Here is a 16,368-nt window from a genome sequence, read left to right on the forward strand (position 1 = left end):
ACGCGTACCGACAGTGCAACCTTCTCCGTGACGGTTCAGGATAGTGTTCCTGTAGCTGTTGATAACCATGCGTGTGTTGATGAGGTATCAGCGCCTGCTTATAACCTGACTTATGTTGTGGATGTGTCCGGTTCTATGGGGGATGGCAATCCAGGTTCGAGACTTGGTGATCTTAAAGATGCTTTAATTGCATTGAATTCACAGTATGCAGCCTTTGGAGTGCCTGTTTCTGTAACAGTTATTCCGTTTGGCAGTGATGTATCTAACACAATACCAAGCTATACATTCAACGGGGCAGGCGACAGTGGGTTGGCTTCATTGAATGCTTTCCTTAACAGCCTGACGCCTGGTTTTGACGGTGCAGGTACAGGCACAGATTTTAATGATCCACTCGATGCCGCAATTGATGATTTGGCAACGGATACAGCAGGGCAGATCGCAGGAACGGTAAATCGCGTGTACTTTACCTCTGACGGTAACGGTAGTCTGAGTACAACGAGTGTCAATAATTGGCAGAATGCAATTGCTGATCCTGATAACAATCCGTCAACGACACATAGTGTTGAAGTTATTGGTGTTGGCATTGGTACTGGTGCAAGCCTGACACAACTTAACCAGATTGACAGCGATGGAACGTCTATTGTTGTAACAAATCCAAGTGATTTGACGGCAACTTTGGCTGGTACGGTTGGCGAATCAGTATCTGGTAATGTGATTACCGATGGTGAGAATACACCGGGTGTAGCTGGTACGCCGGGTACAACATCAGATGATGCCGGTGCTGATGGTCTGGATCGTATTACGCAAGTAGAGATCGAAGGTCATACCTTTGCTGTGGATGGTTCTGGTAACCTCTCAACAACTGGTGCAGGCCCGGTTCCATCGGCAACATATGATGATGCGACGAAACTTTTGACTGTAACAACAGCGAAGGGCGTACTGGAAATCTATCTTGATGATAGCGGTGCGAACTCTGTTGGTGATTACAACTACCTGGCTGCACCATCTGTAACGCATGGATTGCCTGGATCAGGTACCGATACAGAAGTGTCTGATACCTTTACCTATACGATTGTTGATGGTGATGGAGATACTGCGCATGCTGATCTTGAGATTTGCATCAAAGACGGTGTGCCGGTTGCCAACAGTGACACAGATACTGTGTCAGAAGGACAAACAACAACTGGTAATGTGATTACTGCGATTGATCCAGATAGCACACCAAACGGTTTGGCGGCCGATACACTTGGGCCTGATGGTGCAAATATCACAGCGGTTACGCTGACTGGCGGTGCGACCCAGATCGGTTCCCCGACTGGATCTCTAGCCGTAGGCAATTATACTATTGTAACCACTGCAGGTACCTTGGTGATTGGTCAAGATGGTTCTTATAGCTTTACAGCTGTGGGGAATATCAACGCCAATGTAGCCCCTGTGTTTGAGTATACCTTGACGGATGGTGACGGAGATCAATCTAAAGCTGATCTTACGATCACTGTAGAGGATATTCCTGATCTAATTCCTGGAGATCTTACTGCTAATGTTGCAGAAGCAGCCCTTGATACGACGACTGAATCTGGTGATTTGGGGGCGGGATCTGTAACGGGTAGTAATCCTGCAAGCGTTGGTGAAAGCACTTCTGGTGATTTCGCCCTGACAAGTGGTTCAATTACCGAGTTTAGCTATACAAATGCTGTTGGTAATCCTGCAACCGCATCTGCTGGTTCTACTGTAAACACTGAATATGGTCTCTTGAAAATTAATGCTGATGGTACCTATGAGTACACATTAACGAAAGATGCAGATCATAGTAGTGGGCCTGTCGCTGAAACAGTGACTGTAACAGCTGTAAACGGAAGTGTTTCTGATACAGCTACGCTGACACTGAACTTGGCGGATGATGCACCTGTTGCTGTTAATGACAAGGCTGATGTCTTTGCTGATGTTGCTTCTGGTAATTACAATCTGGCTTTCATTCTTGATGAAAGTGGTAGTATTGGTAATTCAGATTGGAATCTTCAGATTGCTGCAGTTAAAAACGCGGCTGAGCAATATTTCAATGGTGCGGGATCAACCTCTGTGTCTCTCTTTACCTTTGCTTCAGATGCTCAGTTCGATGGTACTTTCAATAACTTTGCAGATTTATCTACGGCACTGAATAATCTCACTCAGACTGGCGGCGGAACTAGCTATACCGATGCGCTTAATCTCGCGAGAACAACCTTTACCGTTGATCCCGCAGCCGTTAACCGGATTTACTTCCTCAGTGATGGCGAACCAACTTCGGATACGGGTGGGCTACCAGCTGCCTATACAGCTTGGGATAACTTTGTATCAAGCAGTGGTGTCGATATCATTGGTGTTGGTGTTAATACGACAGCTCTTGGTGATTTGAGTAATGTCGATAAAGGAACAGGTGCTGATGCACCTATCCAAATCGATAGCTTTGATGATTTGGATGCGACTCTTTCTGGTACGACACCGGGTGGGGGGTCAACGGTCGGCAATCTGCTTGCCAATGATACTGCCGGTGCGGACGGATTTGGTACGGCTGTTGCCATTACACAAATTGTTCATAACAACGTTACGTACACAGATACAAATGATGGTACTAGCGATGGTCTTATTACAATCTCGACTGCTGGTGGTGGTACCTTGGTTGTTAATACAGAGACTGGTTCCTACACCTACACGGCAGGAACAATCACCAGTGATTTTGATGAAGACTTTGTCTATACAGTTGTAGATGGAGATAACTCTCCTCATACAGCAACTCTGACAGTTTGTGCACATCAAGCGCCTGGTGAAGATACCGTTCTAACAAATGATGTATCAGGTAATGCAATTCTGATTGCTGAAGCTGATCTTCTTGCCAATGACGGTGCAGCAGCGACGAGTATCAGCGACGTAGGTAGCCCGACTGGTGGTTCTGTTTCTATGCCGGGTGATATTTTGTATGACCCATCAGGAACTGGCGCTTATACTGGATCCTTTGAATATAGCGTTGATGGTAGTGGTCAGATCGGAACAGTCAATGTGACTGGTTCAGCTGGTGATACTGTTACAGGTACGAGCAAAGATGAGATCTTGATTGGTCGTGATAGTAATACTGTTACGCGTGAGATTACGGCACGTGCTGCAGGCAGCGATACCTTTCAGAATGCAAACTTCTTTAGCTTTGCTTTTGCAGCGAGTGCCGCTGGTGAACATATAACGTCCATAACTATTAATCTTAGGGGTGGATCTGACTCTGATGCGTTTTTTGATTTATCAGGATCGGGATCATTTGGCCCTGCCTTTGGGAATAATTCATCGGGTGTTTCCTCTGGAAATGTGAACTTCTCTCCTAACTCCGGTAATACAAGCTCGCTAACGGCGACATTCTCTCCTGGGTCCTTTACTTCTGGAGATACTTTCTCCTTTGGTGCGGATACCGATAATCTTGGAGGGAATAACGGGAATGCCTTCGCGAGTGCTGGGGTTACTTTCTCGATTACTCTGAGTGACGGTACTGTTCTGGATGGCGTCTATGGTTCTGCGGGTGGAAATGCCTCTGAAGGCACAGTGTCCAGTACAATAAGTGGTACAGATATTGCCGATACTCTGATTGGTAATGACGGTGACGATATCCTCTACGGCCTTGCTGGTGATGATATTCTTATTGGTGGTGCCGGTAACGATACTCTAACCGGTGGTGCTGGTAACGATACCTTCGTCTTTAGTGAATATGGTGCGGCTAACGCAGATACGATCACTGACTTTGATATTGCTTCGGGTACTGGAGATGCGAATGCAGCAACAAGCGATATTCTTGATCTGCATGATGTTCTTGATGGTCTAGGAGCTCATGCTGCTACGGATCTATCTATCGTGTTTAATAATGGTACTAATTCTGCTTCAGTAATGGTTAGTGGCAATGAAGTTGCTACGATCCAAGGGGTTGGACTTGGTGCGGGAGATCAGGTTCGTGTTATTGATGAGAATGATGCGGAGATACTGTTCTCTATTACGTAAAATAAATCTGATTAGTTAAATGTAGAAGGCGCCTTTTGGGTGCCTTCTTTCGTTAGAGTTGTGACCATAAAAACACCCCCTCTGATCGTTGATTGATCAGAGGGGGTGTTTTTATGGTATTTATATGTAGATTATACTGTTTACAACTGCGTCAATGCATCCTCGTCATCTTCTTGGCTTTCCATTTGGGCTTTGGCTTTTTCGTCGGATTGTATTTTTTCCATGGTGTTGGCAAGCTTGACTGTTGCATCCTTGAGGGAGGATAGCGGCATGATCAGGGTTGTTGTCGGTTCGGAAATCAGTTTGCCAACATTATTCGGGTCGCGGACGATCTGGCGCAATTCAATGCGAACATTACCGTTAACAACGGTGATGGAACCAACGCCATCTGTGAATACATGTTCCATGAGGTCTAATCCTTTAACAATAGTTGTCCATATGGTTGCACATCGTTTCGGTACTGTTTGAGCGACGTCTATCTGTTCTTTTCTTGCTCATGGTAACAGTTCAATGGTCAAATGAAGTGCAAACATTATGGGGCCGTGAAGAAGATTTTGTTCATATCCAAAATAGATCTGATCTGGTTTATATTACTTTAACGAGAGAATCAGGTCGCCTAAAAGCTGCATTCCGGTGTGGTTTGGGGGAATTTTTTTCGCCTTTTTAAAACGGTTTTCTGCGGCCGTAATGGCATTTGGCGTTGCTTGCCGGGGCTTTCCAGCCAGATAACCCTGGCGGGAGAGTAGTGCGGCGATAGTTTGTTCGGGCGTTATAGAGGCTTCACTTCCTGAGGCGGGGAGAGCACCTTTGTCCCAGAGGAAGTTGAGTTTACCGATACCAGATCTTATATCATCTTTTCCGTGTTGTGGGTGAAAGCGTATTGCGTTCAAGGCGCCAACGTAATCATTAATGCCACGGTTATCAGCGCTCAGTCCTATGACGTTTATGCCAACAATGGAAAATGTGTTTTTGTCATAGAGAAGCAAGGGCGAACCACTATCGCCGTTTTGCAGGAAGCATTGGTGAGCAATCCCGTCGTTACCTTTAAACTTCTTCGGAATCTCGCAGTTAAAGTCAACTGTCTGGGCGTTTGGTGCGCCAGCTCTATAACCGGAAGTGATCAGGCGGGCCTGTCGGTTTTTCAGTCGACTACGAATTGATCCATTAAGGGCATTGAGTTTTAACCAGCCAGTTTGACTTCCTATGGGATCAGTGAGTTCTAAAAGAGCCCAATCCGTTTCTGTATTTCTGGCAGAGGCTTCGTTCTTGGGTTTGTACCGCGAAGATTTTCGATAGGATTTAATCTTGGAATGTATCTTGTATTGGTCGTGTTGATAGCCTGCGATGAAGTGCAGTTCCTGTGGCGCAAGCCATCGCCCTGTCTTGGCATCATAGATACAGTGGGCGGCGGTCAGGACATGGCGTTCACTGACCAACGCCCCTGTACAGTGTGCGCGCCCAGCAGCATTTAGCCTGCCAATAGTACTCCAGGGATATTCCATCGCATTGACGAGAATGCGTTCTTGTGCGGCCAGCTTTTGAGAGGCTTGGCTAGGGCTCATAGCGAAAACAAGAGAAGTAGACAGGGCTGTTAAAAGTATTGCTTTGGCGTGTAAAGCTTTTAACAGCCCGGATCTCAATGACATGAATAATAAAGCCTAGTGTTGGACAGAGGCGATGAGTTTTTCACCCTCGACAGAATTAACCACATCCCTCAGGGCATTAATGACACCAGTATCATAGCGATCATTGTTTTCTTCCAGAATATCCAGTGCGAGTAGAGGTTCTAGTCCATGGCGATAAGAACGAGGTTCTATTCGTGCACAGAAGACATCACATGCACCCAGAATACGAGCTGTGATTAGAATTTCTTCACCAGACAACCCTTTGGGGTAACCTTTGCCGTCCAGTCGTTCGTGCATTTGCATGATTGTTTCGAGAACAGGCAAATCAAAATCAATCCCACGTAGCAACTGTTGCGTATGCTCCGGATGTTTCTGAATTTCAGAAATCTCTTCAGGAGTTAGACGTTCCGGTTTATTGAGGATGCTTCTTGGGATCGCCAGTTTACCAATCTGTGAAAGATTTGAAGATACCTCTAACGTAGAAATTTCAAGTTCGCTCAGATTCATCCGTTTTCCGACCATGAGGGCAAAAAGACATACGCGACGGGAATGTCCCCCGAGGTAAGGGTCGCGAAGTTCTACGGCACGCACCAAAGCCGTTACCATTTGTTTCACAGCTTTTTCTTTTTTGCGCTGCTCTTCGACAATCTCAGTGACATCCCGGAAAACAGAGACAATTCCGGAAACCTGATTATCTTCACCGACAAAGGGTACTTTACTGATTTGGAGGTGATGCTCTTTATTGTTCAGGAAAACCCGTTCGTTGTTGGTAACAACACCACCGGTAGAAACGGCACGTTGGTCACTAATCGACATTCTGGCTGCGGTACCAGTACCGAAGATAGCGGCATCATCCATGCCAAGAAGCTGATCTTCTTCACGACCAACGCCTTTTGCAAAGGCGGGATTGACATAGCGGTAGCTACCGTCAACTGCTTTCAGGCCGATGAAATCAGCAATCGAGCCATTGATTTTGTCCAGCAATTGTTTTTGTGCATGAATACGTGTAGCGAGATCCTTGAACTGTTTCGCCAATGCGCCGTTGTGTTCGCTGTTCAAACGCCACCAGAAAGCCAGGAACACAGACGCAACAATCAGTACAATAAATCCGGCAAGAAGATAGGCAATATTTCTGAATTCAATCAGGCTTTTTTCTGCACTAACGCGATCAACTTCCTGAAAAATCCATAATTGATCAGGGATCAAGGGAGAGCCGACGGAATAGACTTCTTTCGCGGCAATCCCGATAGTTGGACGAAGGGCGAAAGCAAAGATATCTTCATTGTTAGACGTCAGCGTAATATCGCGGATTAGTTCAGGGTCCTGTGGCGTGATCTCTTGAAAACCTTTATTGGTAATCTGAACCATTCTGGTGACTTCACCTTCTTCCGATAAAGCACGTTGTGAGAGGAATTCGCCAAACTTTGTGGTGACAGGAAAAGTGAGAAGCATTAAGCCAACAGGCTCTTCCTGATCTGCTTCTGATTGCGCGGGTAGTACGGGCAACAAGAGATCCATCACCAGCCCTGATGAATCAACGCGTACAGGGCCAAAAGTGATTTCCTTGCGCCCGAATGCAGACATGGCAAGTTGCTTTTGCTGTTCTGTTACAGGATCAGCACCACCACTGGTTAGATAGGCGATACCGGTTTTTCCAAATAGGTAGCTGGTTGTGAAATCACTGTTGATGGTAAAGTCGGTGAGAACACGCTCCATAAAGGGAAGCTGTTCGAAGAGTGAAACGCCAAGGCTTGAATCAGGATCTTCGTCCGGTTTTGGCGGGACGATTTGGGTGAAGTCACCACCCGCAAGATCTACTTCGTAAGCAAAGAGACGGAAAAGTTCATTTGATACGAGCCTATCGGATTGTGCGCGGACAGAGTCGAGCCAGGTCTGAACAAGTTCGCTACGTCCGGAAGCGAGGATTTCCTGTCTATCCTGAACCTTGGCTATGACAGTACTTTTTCTGTCGTTAATAATCACGCCAGGAACAATAATTGACAGCAGTATGAGGGCACCAATAACAAGGGCCGCAGTGACAACAGTTCGCCGATTAGCGGGACGCTCGGATGAAGCCACATCGTTTATGGCGTGAAATTCGAATTTCTCTTTACCGTTTTTCTTCATTGTTTTCCGCTCTGTCCCCCCCGGGGAGCATTTGTATGTTTGGGTGTTTTTATCATCTTACTTGATATGCGCCCAGCGTGTCGTCGAATTCATAGAATATTGAGGTATATAATGGCGATACTTTGTATGTGTCAGTATTAGGTTTGAAAGACTGTCGAGTATCAGGATATCGTTCTTTTCGTATATTGCCAGTACTGCGTGCCCAATACCACGGATACTATCCTTTAAAATCACAATACGCATTTCGTTGTCTCTAAACCCAAGTTCTTTTAAGGCATAAAACTTGGCAATTGAATAGTCTTCACAGTCACCTGATGTTCGCATGAACTGGTTGGGTGACGCCCAATATTCACTAACGCCATAAACTTCATGATCCAGTTTATAGGGCCAACGGTTAAAGAATTTATTTACTGTATCAAGCTTTTGTCGCCGCGACATGTTCTTGGCAGCATGAATTATTTTTCGCCATGATTTTTGTTGTGGCGTTTTACAGTTGGCGACGTTGTTCGCACAGGCGTTAAAGGATTTGATTTCAGGCTTTGATTTTTTTAAGACACGCGCCCATTGCGGAAGGGCCTTGAATGACTTGGATCTGAATTCAACGGTTCTGAAAAGCGCTGTGCCTTTGCCCTTTGCTGCTTTGGCTAAATCACCAAGTGACTGGGCATGTGCAACATCCATAGGCATCGTGTTCACAAGGACAGAAGCCAAGGAAGCAATTAATGCGGCCTTTTTTATAATTTGTAACGGCTTAAAGTGGGTCAAGGGCTGCGTCGCGTTCGCCAGAAATAAATAAAATTATGTAGCTACTAAAATGGCAAAGAACCGCTTAACAGAGTCTTAATTTTTGTGGTGTGACAGATGTAAATTTGTCGCGTTCACGTTGTGTTGATGGTGAGCATCCGAGCAGACGCTCACCATAACAAGTTTAAGGCAAATTATTACTTTTCCCGTAGGGCTGAATCTCGTGCCTTCAAGATTGGTTTTAGCAGATAATCCATAACGGTTTTCTTGCCTGTCAGAATTTCAACATTTGCTGTCATTCCTGGAATAATTTCCAGTTCCTTACCTTTACTGACGATTTTATTATCTGCTGTACGCAGATAGACGCGGTAGAAACTTTCACCTTCTTCGTCTTTGATCGTACTGGCGGAAATACGCTCTAGCTTTCCTTCCAGACCACCATAAATAGAGAAGTCATAAGCGGTCACTTTAATGGTGGCTTTCTGACCAGAACGAAGGAACGCACGATCAGACGGGCGGATTTGTGCTTCGACAAGAAGAGTGTCATCAAGCGGTACGATCTCAACGATATCTTCTCCTGGACGAATAACACCACCAACAGTGTTGCGCTTGAGTTCTTTGATCGTACCACGAACCGGTGACCTGATATCTGTTCTTTGAACGGTGTCAACACCGGCGGCAACTCGTTCGCTGAGAGATTTCATTTCAGCACGGGATCTGTTGAGTTCGTCAGAAACCTCGGCTTTTGTTGTTAGAACCATTTCATCAATGCGTTGCTTTGACTCAAGAACAGCGCCTTCTAAACGAGGAAGACTTGTCCGTAATGTTTTGATTTCACCTTCGAGATCTGCGACTTGACGATCAATACGAATAAGTTCCAATCTGGGGGAAATCCCCTTGTCGACAAGAGGTTTCGTAATGTTTCGTTCTTCGCGCGCCAAAGCAAGAGAATTTCTGAGTTGTCCGATACGGCTTTTGACTTCTGATACTTCATGACGGCGTTGTCGTGACTGGTTTTCAAGAACCTTGATCTGTGCCTCTTGTTGAAGTTTTCTTGCGTTATAAAGTGAGGTTTGATCCGCAACCTGGTCAGGTGCGGTTTTGTGTTCAGCCTCTGTATACTCAAGTGGCGTATCATTCAATTCCGCAGTAAGTCTTTTGACTGTTGCTGAGAGAATTTTCAGTTGCTCATTCGAATCCTTAACCGTTGAGGTCGCCTGAGAGTTATCAATGCGAAGTAGGATATCTCCCTTTTCGACAACATCGCCTTCTTGGACCATCAACTCGGTAATGATACCGCCTTCAAGGTTCTGAATGATCTGGGTTTTTTGTGCTGGTATAAAGGTGCCTTCACCACGGGTTACTTCATCCAATTCTGCCATACTTGCCCAGGTTCCAAAGACAAGGAAAAACAAAAATGCTGTAAAGGTAAGCGTATAGGCGATGCGGCGTCCCTTACGAAGGGTTGCGGCGTGTAGATCTGGTGCAAATAATAGATCTTCGTCTTTTTTAGACATCGAAGACATGATGGGCCTTTTCCTTGTGTCTTTATTTCTATCTGATTGTTCTCAATGGTTTGTGTCCTCAGGGGATTATCCGGCACTCGCCCGGATTTGACCCTGTTTCAAGGCTTCAAGAACTTCAGCTTTCGGTCCGTCAGCGACGATCCGACCACTATCGACAATAACCAGACGGTCAACTAATGTAAGCAGTGAACTCCGGTGTGTAACCAGAACCAGGGTTTTCCCAACGACTGCTTTTGACAAGCGTTGCTTGAAGGCGGCTTCGGATGAGTTATCCATACCGCTTGTTGGCTCATCCATTAGCAAAATTGGTGGGTCAAGAAGCAATGATCTTGCTATAACAACGGCTTGTCGTTGTCCGCCTGAGAGGGACATTCCACGTTCACCGACCTGAAGATCGAACCCGTGAGGATGTGTTTTCAGGAAATCGGTAACCCCGGCAAGAGATGCGGCACGCAGAATTGTCTGGTCATCCACATGTGGTGCGCCAAAAGAGATATTCTCTTTCACGGATCCAAAGAAGAGATAGTTATCCTGTGAAACATAACCGATGTTTCTGCGCAGATCAGCTGGATCTATCTGACGAATGTCGGTACCATCGGCCAGAACGGAACCTTCTATTGGATCATAAAGCCCCAGTGTAAGGCGGGCGATGGTCGATTTACCCGAGCCAATGCGCCCGAGGATACCGACACGCTCGCCCGGTTTTATTTTAAGGCTGACGTTATCCAGCGCTTTAATTTCCTGATTAGGATAGTTAAACGTGACCTTCTTGAGTTCAATTTCACCGCTCAGACGCGGGCGATGAAGATATGTTTTGTCTTCAGAACGCTCAACTTCTGAGCTCATGATGTTATCAAGTGATTTCAAAGCTACACGTGATTGCTGCAATCTGGTGAGCATGCCCGCAATGGTTCCAAGAGGCGCAAGTGCTCGCCCGCTCAGCATACTTGAGGCGACCAATGCACCCATAGTCATTTCTTTTTCGATAATCAAGAAGACACCGACAATAACAACAACAACTGTTGTCATTTGGATGGCCAGTTGCGCAAAGGTGGTTGATATACCTGATAGCAGTTTTGCTTTACCCGCTGAGTCAGCTGTCAAACCGACAAAGCGTTCCCAAGAGCGTTGAATGCGGCCTTCTGCAGCGGTCGTTTTAATGGTCTCGAGACCATCAATCGTTTCAACCAATAAGGCGTGTTTTTGACTGGATTCTTTATGAGTTTTTTCAATAACTTTCCGTAACGGAATTTGAAGAACCACACCAACCAGAATAACCAGAGGCACAACAATCAATGGTATCACGGCAACCTGTGGGGCAGCGACAACCGAAATAATCCAGATAAAGAGGAAAATAAAAGGTAAGTCGATCAGTGCAACCAGGGTTCCTGAGGTAAAGAAGTCACGAAGTGACTCAAATTCGCGAAGATTGTTTGCCATCGCCCCGGTTGAGGGGGGCTTATTGGAAAGTTTCATTGCCATAAGTTGCTCAAGCAGACGGCTGGCGATGATTACATCAGCATTTTTACCCGCGACATCAACCAAGTAGGTGCGCAAGTTTTTCATAATAAATTCAAACAGGAAGACTGTTGTTACCCCGATCGCTAGAACAGCAAGGGTCGCACTGGCACCATTTGGTACAACGCGGTCATAAACGTTCATGACAAACAATGGGCTGGCAATAGCAAACATATTGATCAAAATCGAAGCCAGCATAACATGACTGTAAATCGGCCAGAACTTGATCAAGGTTCCCCAGAACCAGGCTTTTGGTTTTTTAAGTTGAATATCAGATGCACGAGAATCAAATTTGTACTCGGTTCGTGCGAATATCGCATAGCCAGTGTATTGTTCTTGTAGCTCCGCGACTGTAATTTCTTTCTGACCCCGCCCTTCTGGTATCGCGATATTCGCTTTGCCAGATTTGGTGTAATTCAGAAGGATGCAAGCACCACCCTGTTTTAGCAGAACAATACAAGGAAGTGTAACAGGTTGAATATCTTCGATCGTTGCCCGGCGCACGGTTCTTGCTGTTAAACCAGCACGTTCTGCTGCACGGACAGCAAGATCGGGGGTGAAGTGTGCGTCACTATGCGGAAGTCCTGCTTTAAGAGCTTCGACCGAAATAGGCCTCTGCATCATTGACGCGAGCATATAGACACATTCAAGCAGTGGATCTTCGAAATTTACAGAGCCAGGGTCGACCTGCCATTCTGCTTTGGGTGGAACGCCATCGTCGATCACTTCCGTTGCTTTCAGAGCATCTGCAGCTTGTTGCTTGGCTTGCCCTTCAGCTTTTTTCTCTTTTGCGGAACCCTTTTTAGCATTCTTGGGTTTGCTCGCCGTATTCTCAGAACTCATTCTATCCCCGTTTCCCCCGAAAAAGAGTATTCAAGGCCCTAAGGGAGTGTAGGACCTTGGTTCAAAATCATATAGTCTATCTGTTAACCTTAATACCTATGCTTAGCTTGCCTGTTTAAGGTTAACGAATAGTTGAGTAAGACCGCCTGCTTCTTTGTTTTTAAGCAAACTAATCTTAAATATTTCAAGAATTAAGCGATAATTCAAAACAATATACAGGCTTCATAGCATACTTCGCAGATAAGACCAAAGAATGTCACGTGACAAGTAAATGGCAGAAAAAAGGAAGAAAAAGACAAAGCCAACTGGATGATACAGTTGGCTTTGTTAAAATATCAGTCTTTAGGTAAACGAGAATGATATAGTGTGCGTTTTAATAAGGGTTACTGTGCAGTGACTTCTTTCAAGTAAGCAAGCAGATCTTCGATTTGTTTCTCTTTTTTCAAACCACCGAAACCCATTTTGGTTTTTGGGACAAATGCTTTAGGCTTTTTTAGGAATTTCGCCAGATTGTCTTCTGTCCATGTAATCCCGGAGGCTTTCATAGCTTTGGAATACTTATACCCTTCGACACTGGCAGCGGGTCGGCCAAATAGCCCTGCGAGATCAGGTCCGATTTTATTTTTCCCTATTGTGTGGCAGGCTTTACATTTGTTGAAAACTTTTTTGCCGGCTACTGCATCCCCTGCAGAAGCTTGCCCTGTATAAAGTGATGATGCGATGGCTAGCCCCATTGTTAGGCTTAGAATTTTGTGACGCGTAAATATCGACAAAGTTACTCTCTCCTGATTGAAGCTTGTTCCAGCTTTTATTCGTTATATTTGGCCTGCCTCAGTGTTTTTGAGGTTTAAGCCTGCGCGATTGATGACGCTATCATGAGGGGGGAAAGTTAATTTGTCTGTAAGATCTCGCGAACACGTGATGGAGCGCGAGAAATTGTTATATCGACGCGTAAACAAAAAACCCGAGCTTTTAAGCCCGGGTTTCGTATCATTATATTGCGATATAAACTTAACTGTTTTCTTTTAGGTAGGCGATAAGATCTTCAATTTGTTTGTCTTTCTTCAGTCCGCCAAATGACATCTTTGTTTTTGGGACGAACTTTTTAGGTTTTTTGAAGAACTCAGTGAGATTTTCGTCGGTCCATGTCAGGCCAGATGCTTTCATCGCTTTAGAATACTTGTAACCTTCTACTGATGCGGCGGCTTTGCCAACGATTCCGTGAAGATTCGGGCCAATTTTATTTTTCCCGCCAGCATCAATAGTGTGACAAGCTTTACACTTCTTGAAGACTTTTTTGCCAGCGGCGGCATCGCCAGCTTGTGCGGCACTAAGGCTAAGACCTAATCCGATAACAAGGCCCAAGGCCATGGTGGCGATTTTTGCCATAATTACTCTCTCCTGAGTTGTGTATGTTGTTTAGTTCTGTCGGTTAAACATTATGTCTGCAATACCTAAGCGAACCTTAAACATTAAATAATCTTTAGCTAGCTGTCTTGGCGCAACTTAGGCCAATAGACCCGTTTAAGAATTGATTATGCTCAATTTTATCCCGCTTGCGAGCTTTTTACATCATAATTGTACTGGTGCGCGCGGTAATGTCGCAGCCTCATGCAAGGCTGTTAATGGCGTCTTCAAGTTCTAGAAAAGTGTCTATGATCACATCAGGTTTCTGTGCTTTCGCGGCTTCTGTACCATAACCATGTGTGAAAAGAATGGATGGTATCCTGGCGCTTTTCGCTGCAAGGACATCATTAACACCATCGCCGATCATAATGGCTTGTTCTGGCCTGACGCCTGTTTCATCCAGCAGCTTGAGGATGTGATCAGGGGCCGGTTTTTTAATGGGATAGCTATCGCCGCCGACAGCTTTGTCGAACAGACCGTTAAGGTCGAGCCTATTCATAATTTCTAAAGTTGGGGCATAGGGTTTGTTGGTGCAAATCAGGAGTTTCCACCCCTTTGTTTGTAAGCTTTTTAGTACGGCGCGACAGTTTTCGTAAAGGTGTGTATCAACAACAAGATTGTCTGCATAAATCTCGAGAAATTTTTCGACTTTTTCTTGCAATTCATCGTCTGAAAGTGCAGACCCTGTTGCGGCGTAACCGCGTTCAACCAGTTTTGTCGCACCATCACCGATCATTGACTTTACTTCGATAAGGTCCGGTTCCCTGCGTCCTTCGCTTTTCAATAATATTCGTAGAGATAAAGCGAGATCGGGCGCACTTTCAATAAGAGTACCATCGAGGTCGAAGACAAGTACGTTGCGTTTGGTCATGAAGATTAGGCTTACTTTGCAAGTTGGTATATTGGCTCTAGGCATTAGCTGATAAAAGCTAAACAGGAATAATCTTTTTCACAAGAACTCTTCGTTTTCAATTTTAGAAAGATATTGTCCTGTAATAAATCGAAATATTGTGTAACACACAGAAATAAAAGGTGATTTGAGATACGATTTTTTCTGTGTCAGTTTCTGTGCGCTATATTTTTGCCTGATTTTGTTGGTATGACGTATTCTAATGGTTGATCCCAAGAGAGGCAGGGGGTAAGCACTGTGAAAACATTTAACCAACTGTGATCCTTAGAGCTTCAGAGATCTATGACAAAACGTAAACTCGCTGTGATTGTTTTGGCTGCCGGCCAAGGCACCCGAATGAAATCAGACTTGCCAAAGGTTCTTCACTGCCTGGCAGAAAAACCGATGCTGTCGCATGTTCTGGACGGTGTGGAGACCCTTTCCCCTGATCGTATTGTCGTTGTCGTCGGTCCTGATGCTCTGGCTGTAGAAAAAGTAGCCGCGCCACATAAGACAGTTGTTCAGGTTGATCGTTTGGGAACGGGCCATGCCGTGAAACAGGCTTTTGATGCCTTGGATGGTTTCTGTGGTTCAGATGATCAAGCCGACATTATGGTGATCTTTGGTGATACACCGCTTATTCGTCCAGAAACCTACCAAGCTATGCGCGCGCAAAGATGCGAAGAAAATGGACCAAAGCTTATCGGTCTGGCTTTTCGTCCCGAAGAAGCCGGGCGCTATGGTCGGGTTAAGCAGGATAGTGATGGCCGCGTTATGGGTATTATTGAGCATGCAGATGCAACAGACGAAGAGCGTGCGATTGATCTTTGTAATGCAGGGATTTTACTGGGCGAGGGGCCAACAGTACATAGATTGATTAATCAACTGGATAACAACAATGCCCAAGGAGAATACTATCTTCCGGTGATTTTTGATTTTGCCTATGCCGAAGGTTTGGATACCCGCGCTGTTGAGGCAAGTGAAGAAGAGGTTATGGGAGTTAATTCCCGTCAAGAGCTTGCGGTAGCTGAAGGTGTTTTACAACAACGCTTGCGAGCAAAGGCCATGGCACAGGGCGTTACCTTAATGGATCCCGATACGACGTGGCTTTCTACGGATACAGAGTTTGGGCGGGATATCATTATTGAACCGTCTGTGTTTATTGGTCCAAAGGTATCTATTGCGGATAACTGTCATATTAAAGCCTTCAGTCACATTGAAGGAGCTGAAATTGGTGCAGAGGCTGCAATTGGTCCTTATGCCAGATTGCGCCCGGGTACGGTGATCGGAAAGGGTGGCAAAGTTGGTAACTTTGTTGAAACCAAAAATGCTGTTCTGGGTGAGGGCGCCAAGGCCAATCACTTGAGTTATATTGGTGACGCCGAAGTGGGTGCCAAGGCTAATATAGGCGCAGGAACGATTACCTGTAATTATGACGGGTTTAATAAATGGAAAACTTCTATTGGTGCAGGGGCATTCATTGGGTCGAACACGGCGCTGGTTGCCCCTGTTGATATCGGTGCTGGCGCAATCGTCGGTGCGGGGTCAACAATCACGAAATCAGTCGCAGACGATGCTATGGCTGTGGTTCGAGGACGTTTGATTGACAAGGCTGGTGCTGGGGCGAGTTTCCGTGCCAGTCGTAAAAAGATTAAAGAAGAGAAAAAAGGCTAAA

General features: G+C 45.5%; 11 protein-coding genes. 2 read left to right on the top strand and 9 right to left on the bottom strand.

Going from position 1 to position 16,368, the window contains the following annotated elements; translation table 11 throughout:
- Window positions 1–4,014: beta strand repeat-containing protein (locus WH96_RS18170; RefSeq protein ID WP_047765660.1), on the top strand; the 4,014-nt coding region annotated here is incomplete at its 5' end.
- Window positions 4,015–4,154: 140 nt separating this feature from the next.
- Here the strand turns inward: WH96_RS18170 and WH96_RS18175 are convergent.
- From WH96_RS18175 to WH96_RS18215, 9 genes are all read right to left on the bottom strand, one after another.
- Window positions 4,155–4,421: a hypothetical protein gene (locus WH96_RS18175; RefSeq protein ID WP_047765661.1), complete on the bottom strand. Its 267-nt coding sequence runs from the start codon at window positions 4,419–4,421 to the stop codon at window positions 4,155–4,157.
- A gap of 183 nt (window positions 4,422–4,604) precedes the next feature.
- Window positions 4,605–5,660, bottom strand: a complete 1,056-nt coding sequence (locus WH96_RS21570) for a trypsin-like serine peptidase (protein WP_053006126.1) — start codon at window positions 5,658–5,660, stop codon at window positions 4,605–4,607.
- 12 nt (window positions 5,661–5,672) lie between these two features.
- Window positions 5,673–7,766, bottom strand: a complete 2,094-nt coding sequence (locus tag WH96_RS18185; RefSeq protein WP_053006127.1) for an HD-GYP domain-containing protein — start codon at window positions 7,764–7,766, stop codon at window positions 5,673–5,675.
- A gap of 57 nt (window positions 7,767–7,823) precedes the next feature.
- Window positions 7,824–8,453, bottom strand: coding sequence for a transglutaminase-like cysteine peptidase (locus tag WH96_RS18190; protein ID WP_156176855.1), 630 nt, complete (start codon window positions 8,451–8,453; stop codon window positions 7,824–7,826).
- A gap of 254 nt (window positions 8,454–8,707) precedes the next feature.
- A complete protein-coding gene (locus WH96_RS18195; RefSeq protein ID WP_047765662.1) occupies window positions 8,708–10,036 on the bottom strand; it encodes an HlyD family type I secretion periplasmic adaptor subunit in 1,329 nt (442 codons plus the stop codon).
- A 66-nt stretch (window positions 10,037–10,102) separates the two neighbouring features.
- A complete protein-coding gene (locus WH96_RS18200; protein WP_047765663.1) occupies window positions 10,103–12,397 on the bottom strand; it encodes a type I secretion system permease/ATPase in 2,295 nt (764 codons plus the stop codon).
- Between the two features lie 383 nt (window positions 12,398–12,780).
- A complete protein-coding gene (locus WH96_RS18205) occupies window positions 12,781–13,170 on the bottom strand; it encodes a c-type cytochrome (RefSeq protein WP_245629509.1) in 390 nt (129 codons plus the stop codon).
- Between the two features lie 238 nt (window positions 13,171–13,408).
- The gene (locus WH96_RS18210) at window positions 13,409–13,786 is read right to left on the bottom strand and encodes a c-type cytochrome (RefSeq protein WP_047765664.1); all 378 of its coding nucleotides are present in this window, start codon (window positions 13,784–13,786) and stop codon (window positions 13,409–13,411) included.
- Window positions 13,787–14,006: 220 nt separating this feature from the next.
- Window positions 14,007–14,675, bottom strand: coding sequence for an HAD family hydrolase (locus tag WH96_RS18215; RefSeq protein ID WP_047765665.1), 669 nt, complete (start codon window positions 14,673–14,675; stop codon window positions 14,007–14,009).
- A gap of 321 nt (window positions 14,676–14,996) precedes the next feature.
- On the opposite strand from WH96_RS18215, the gene glmU reads away from it, so the two are divergent.
- A complete protein-coding gene (gene glmU, locus WH96_RS18220) occupies window positions 14,997–16,367 on the top strand; it encodes a bifunctional UDP-N-acetylglucosamine diphosphorylase/glucosamine-1-phosphate N-acetyltransferase GlmU (protein WP_047765666.1) in 1,371 nt (456 codons plus the stop codon).
- Window position 16,368: the final 1 nt, after the last annotated feature.

Origin of the sequence: Kiloniella spongiae (assembly GCF_001026905.1) — a bacterium.
GTDB classification, from domain to species: Bacteria; Pseudomonadota; Alphaproteobacteria; order Kiloniellales; family Kiloniellaceae; genus Kiloniella; species Kiloniella spongiae.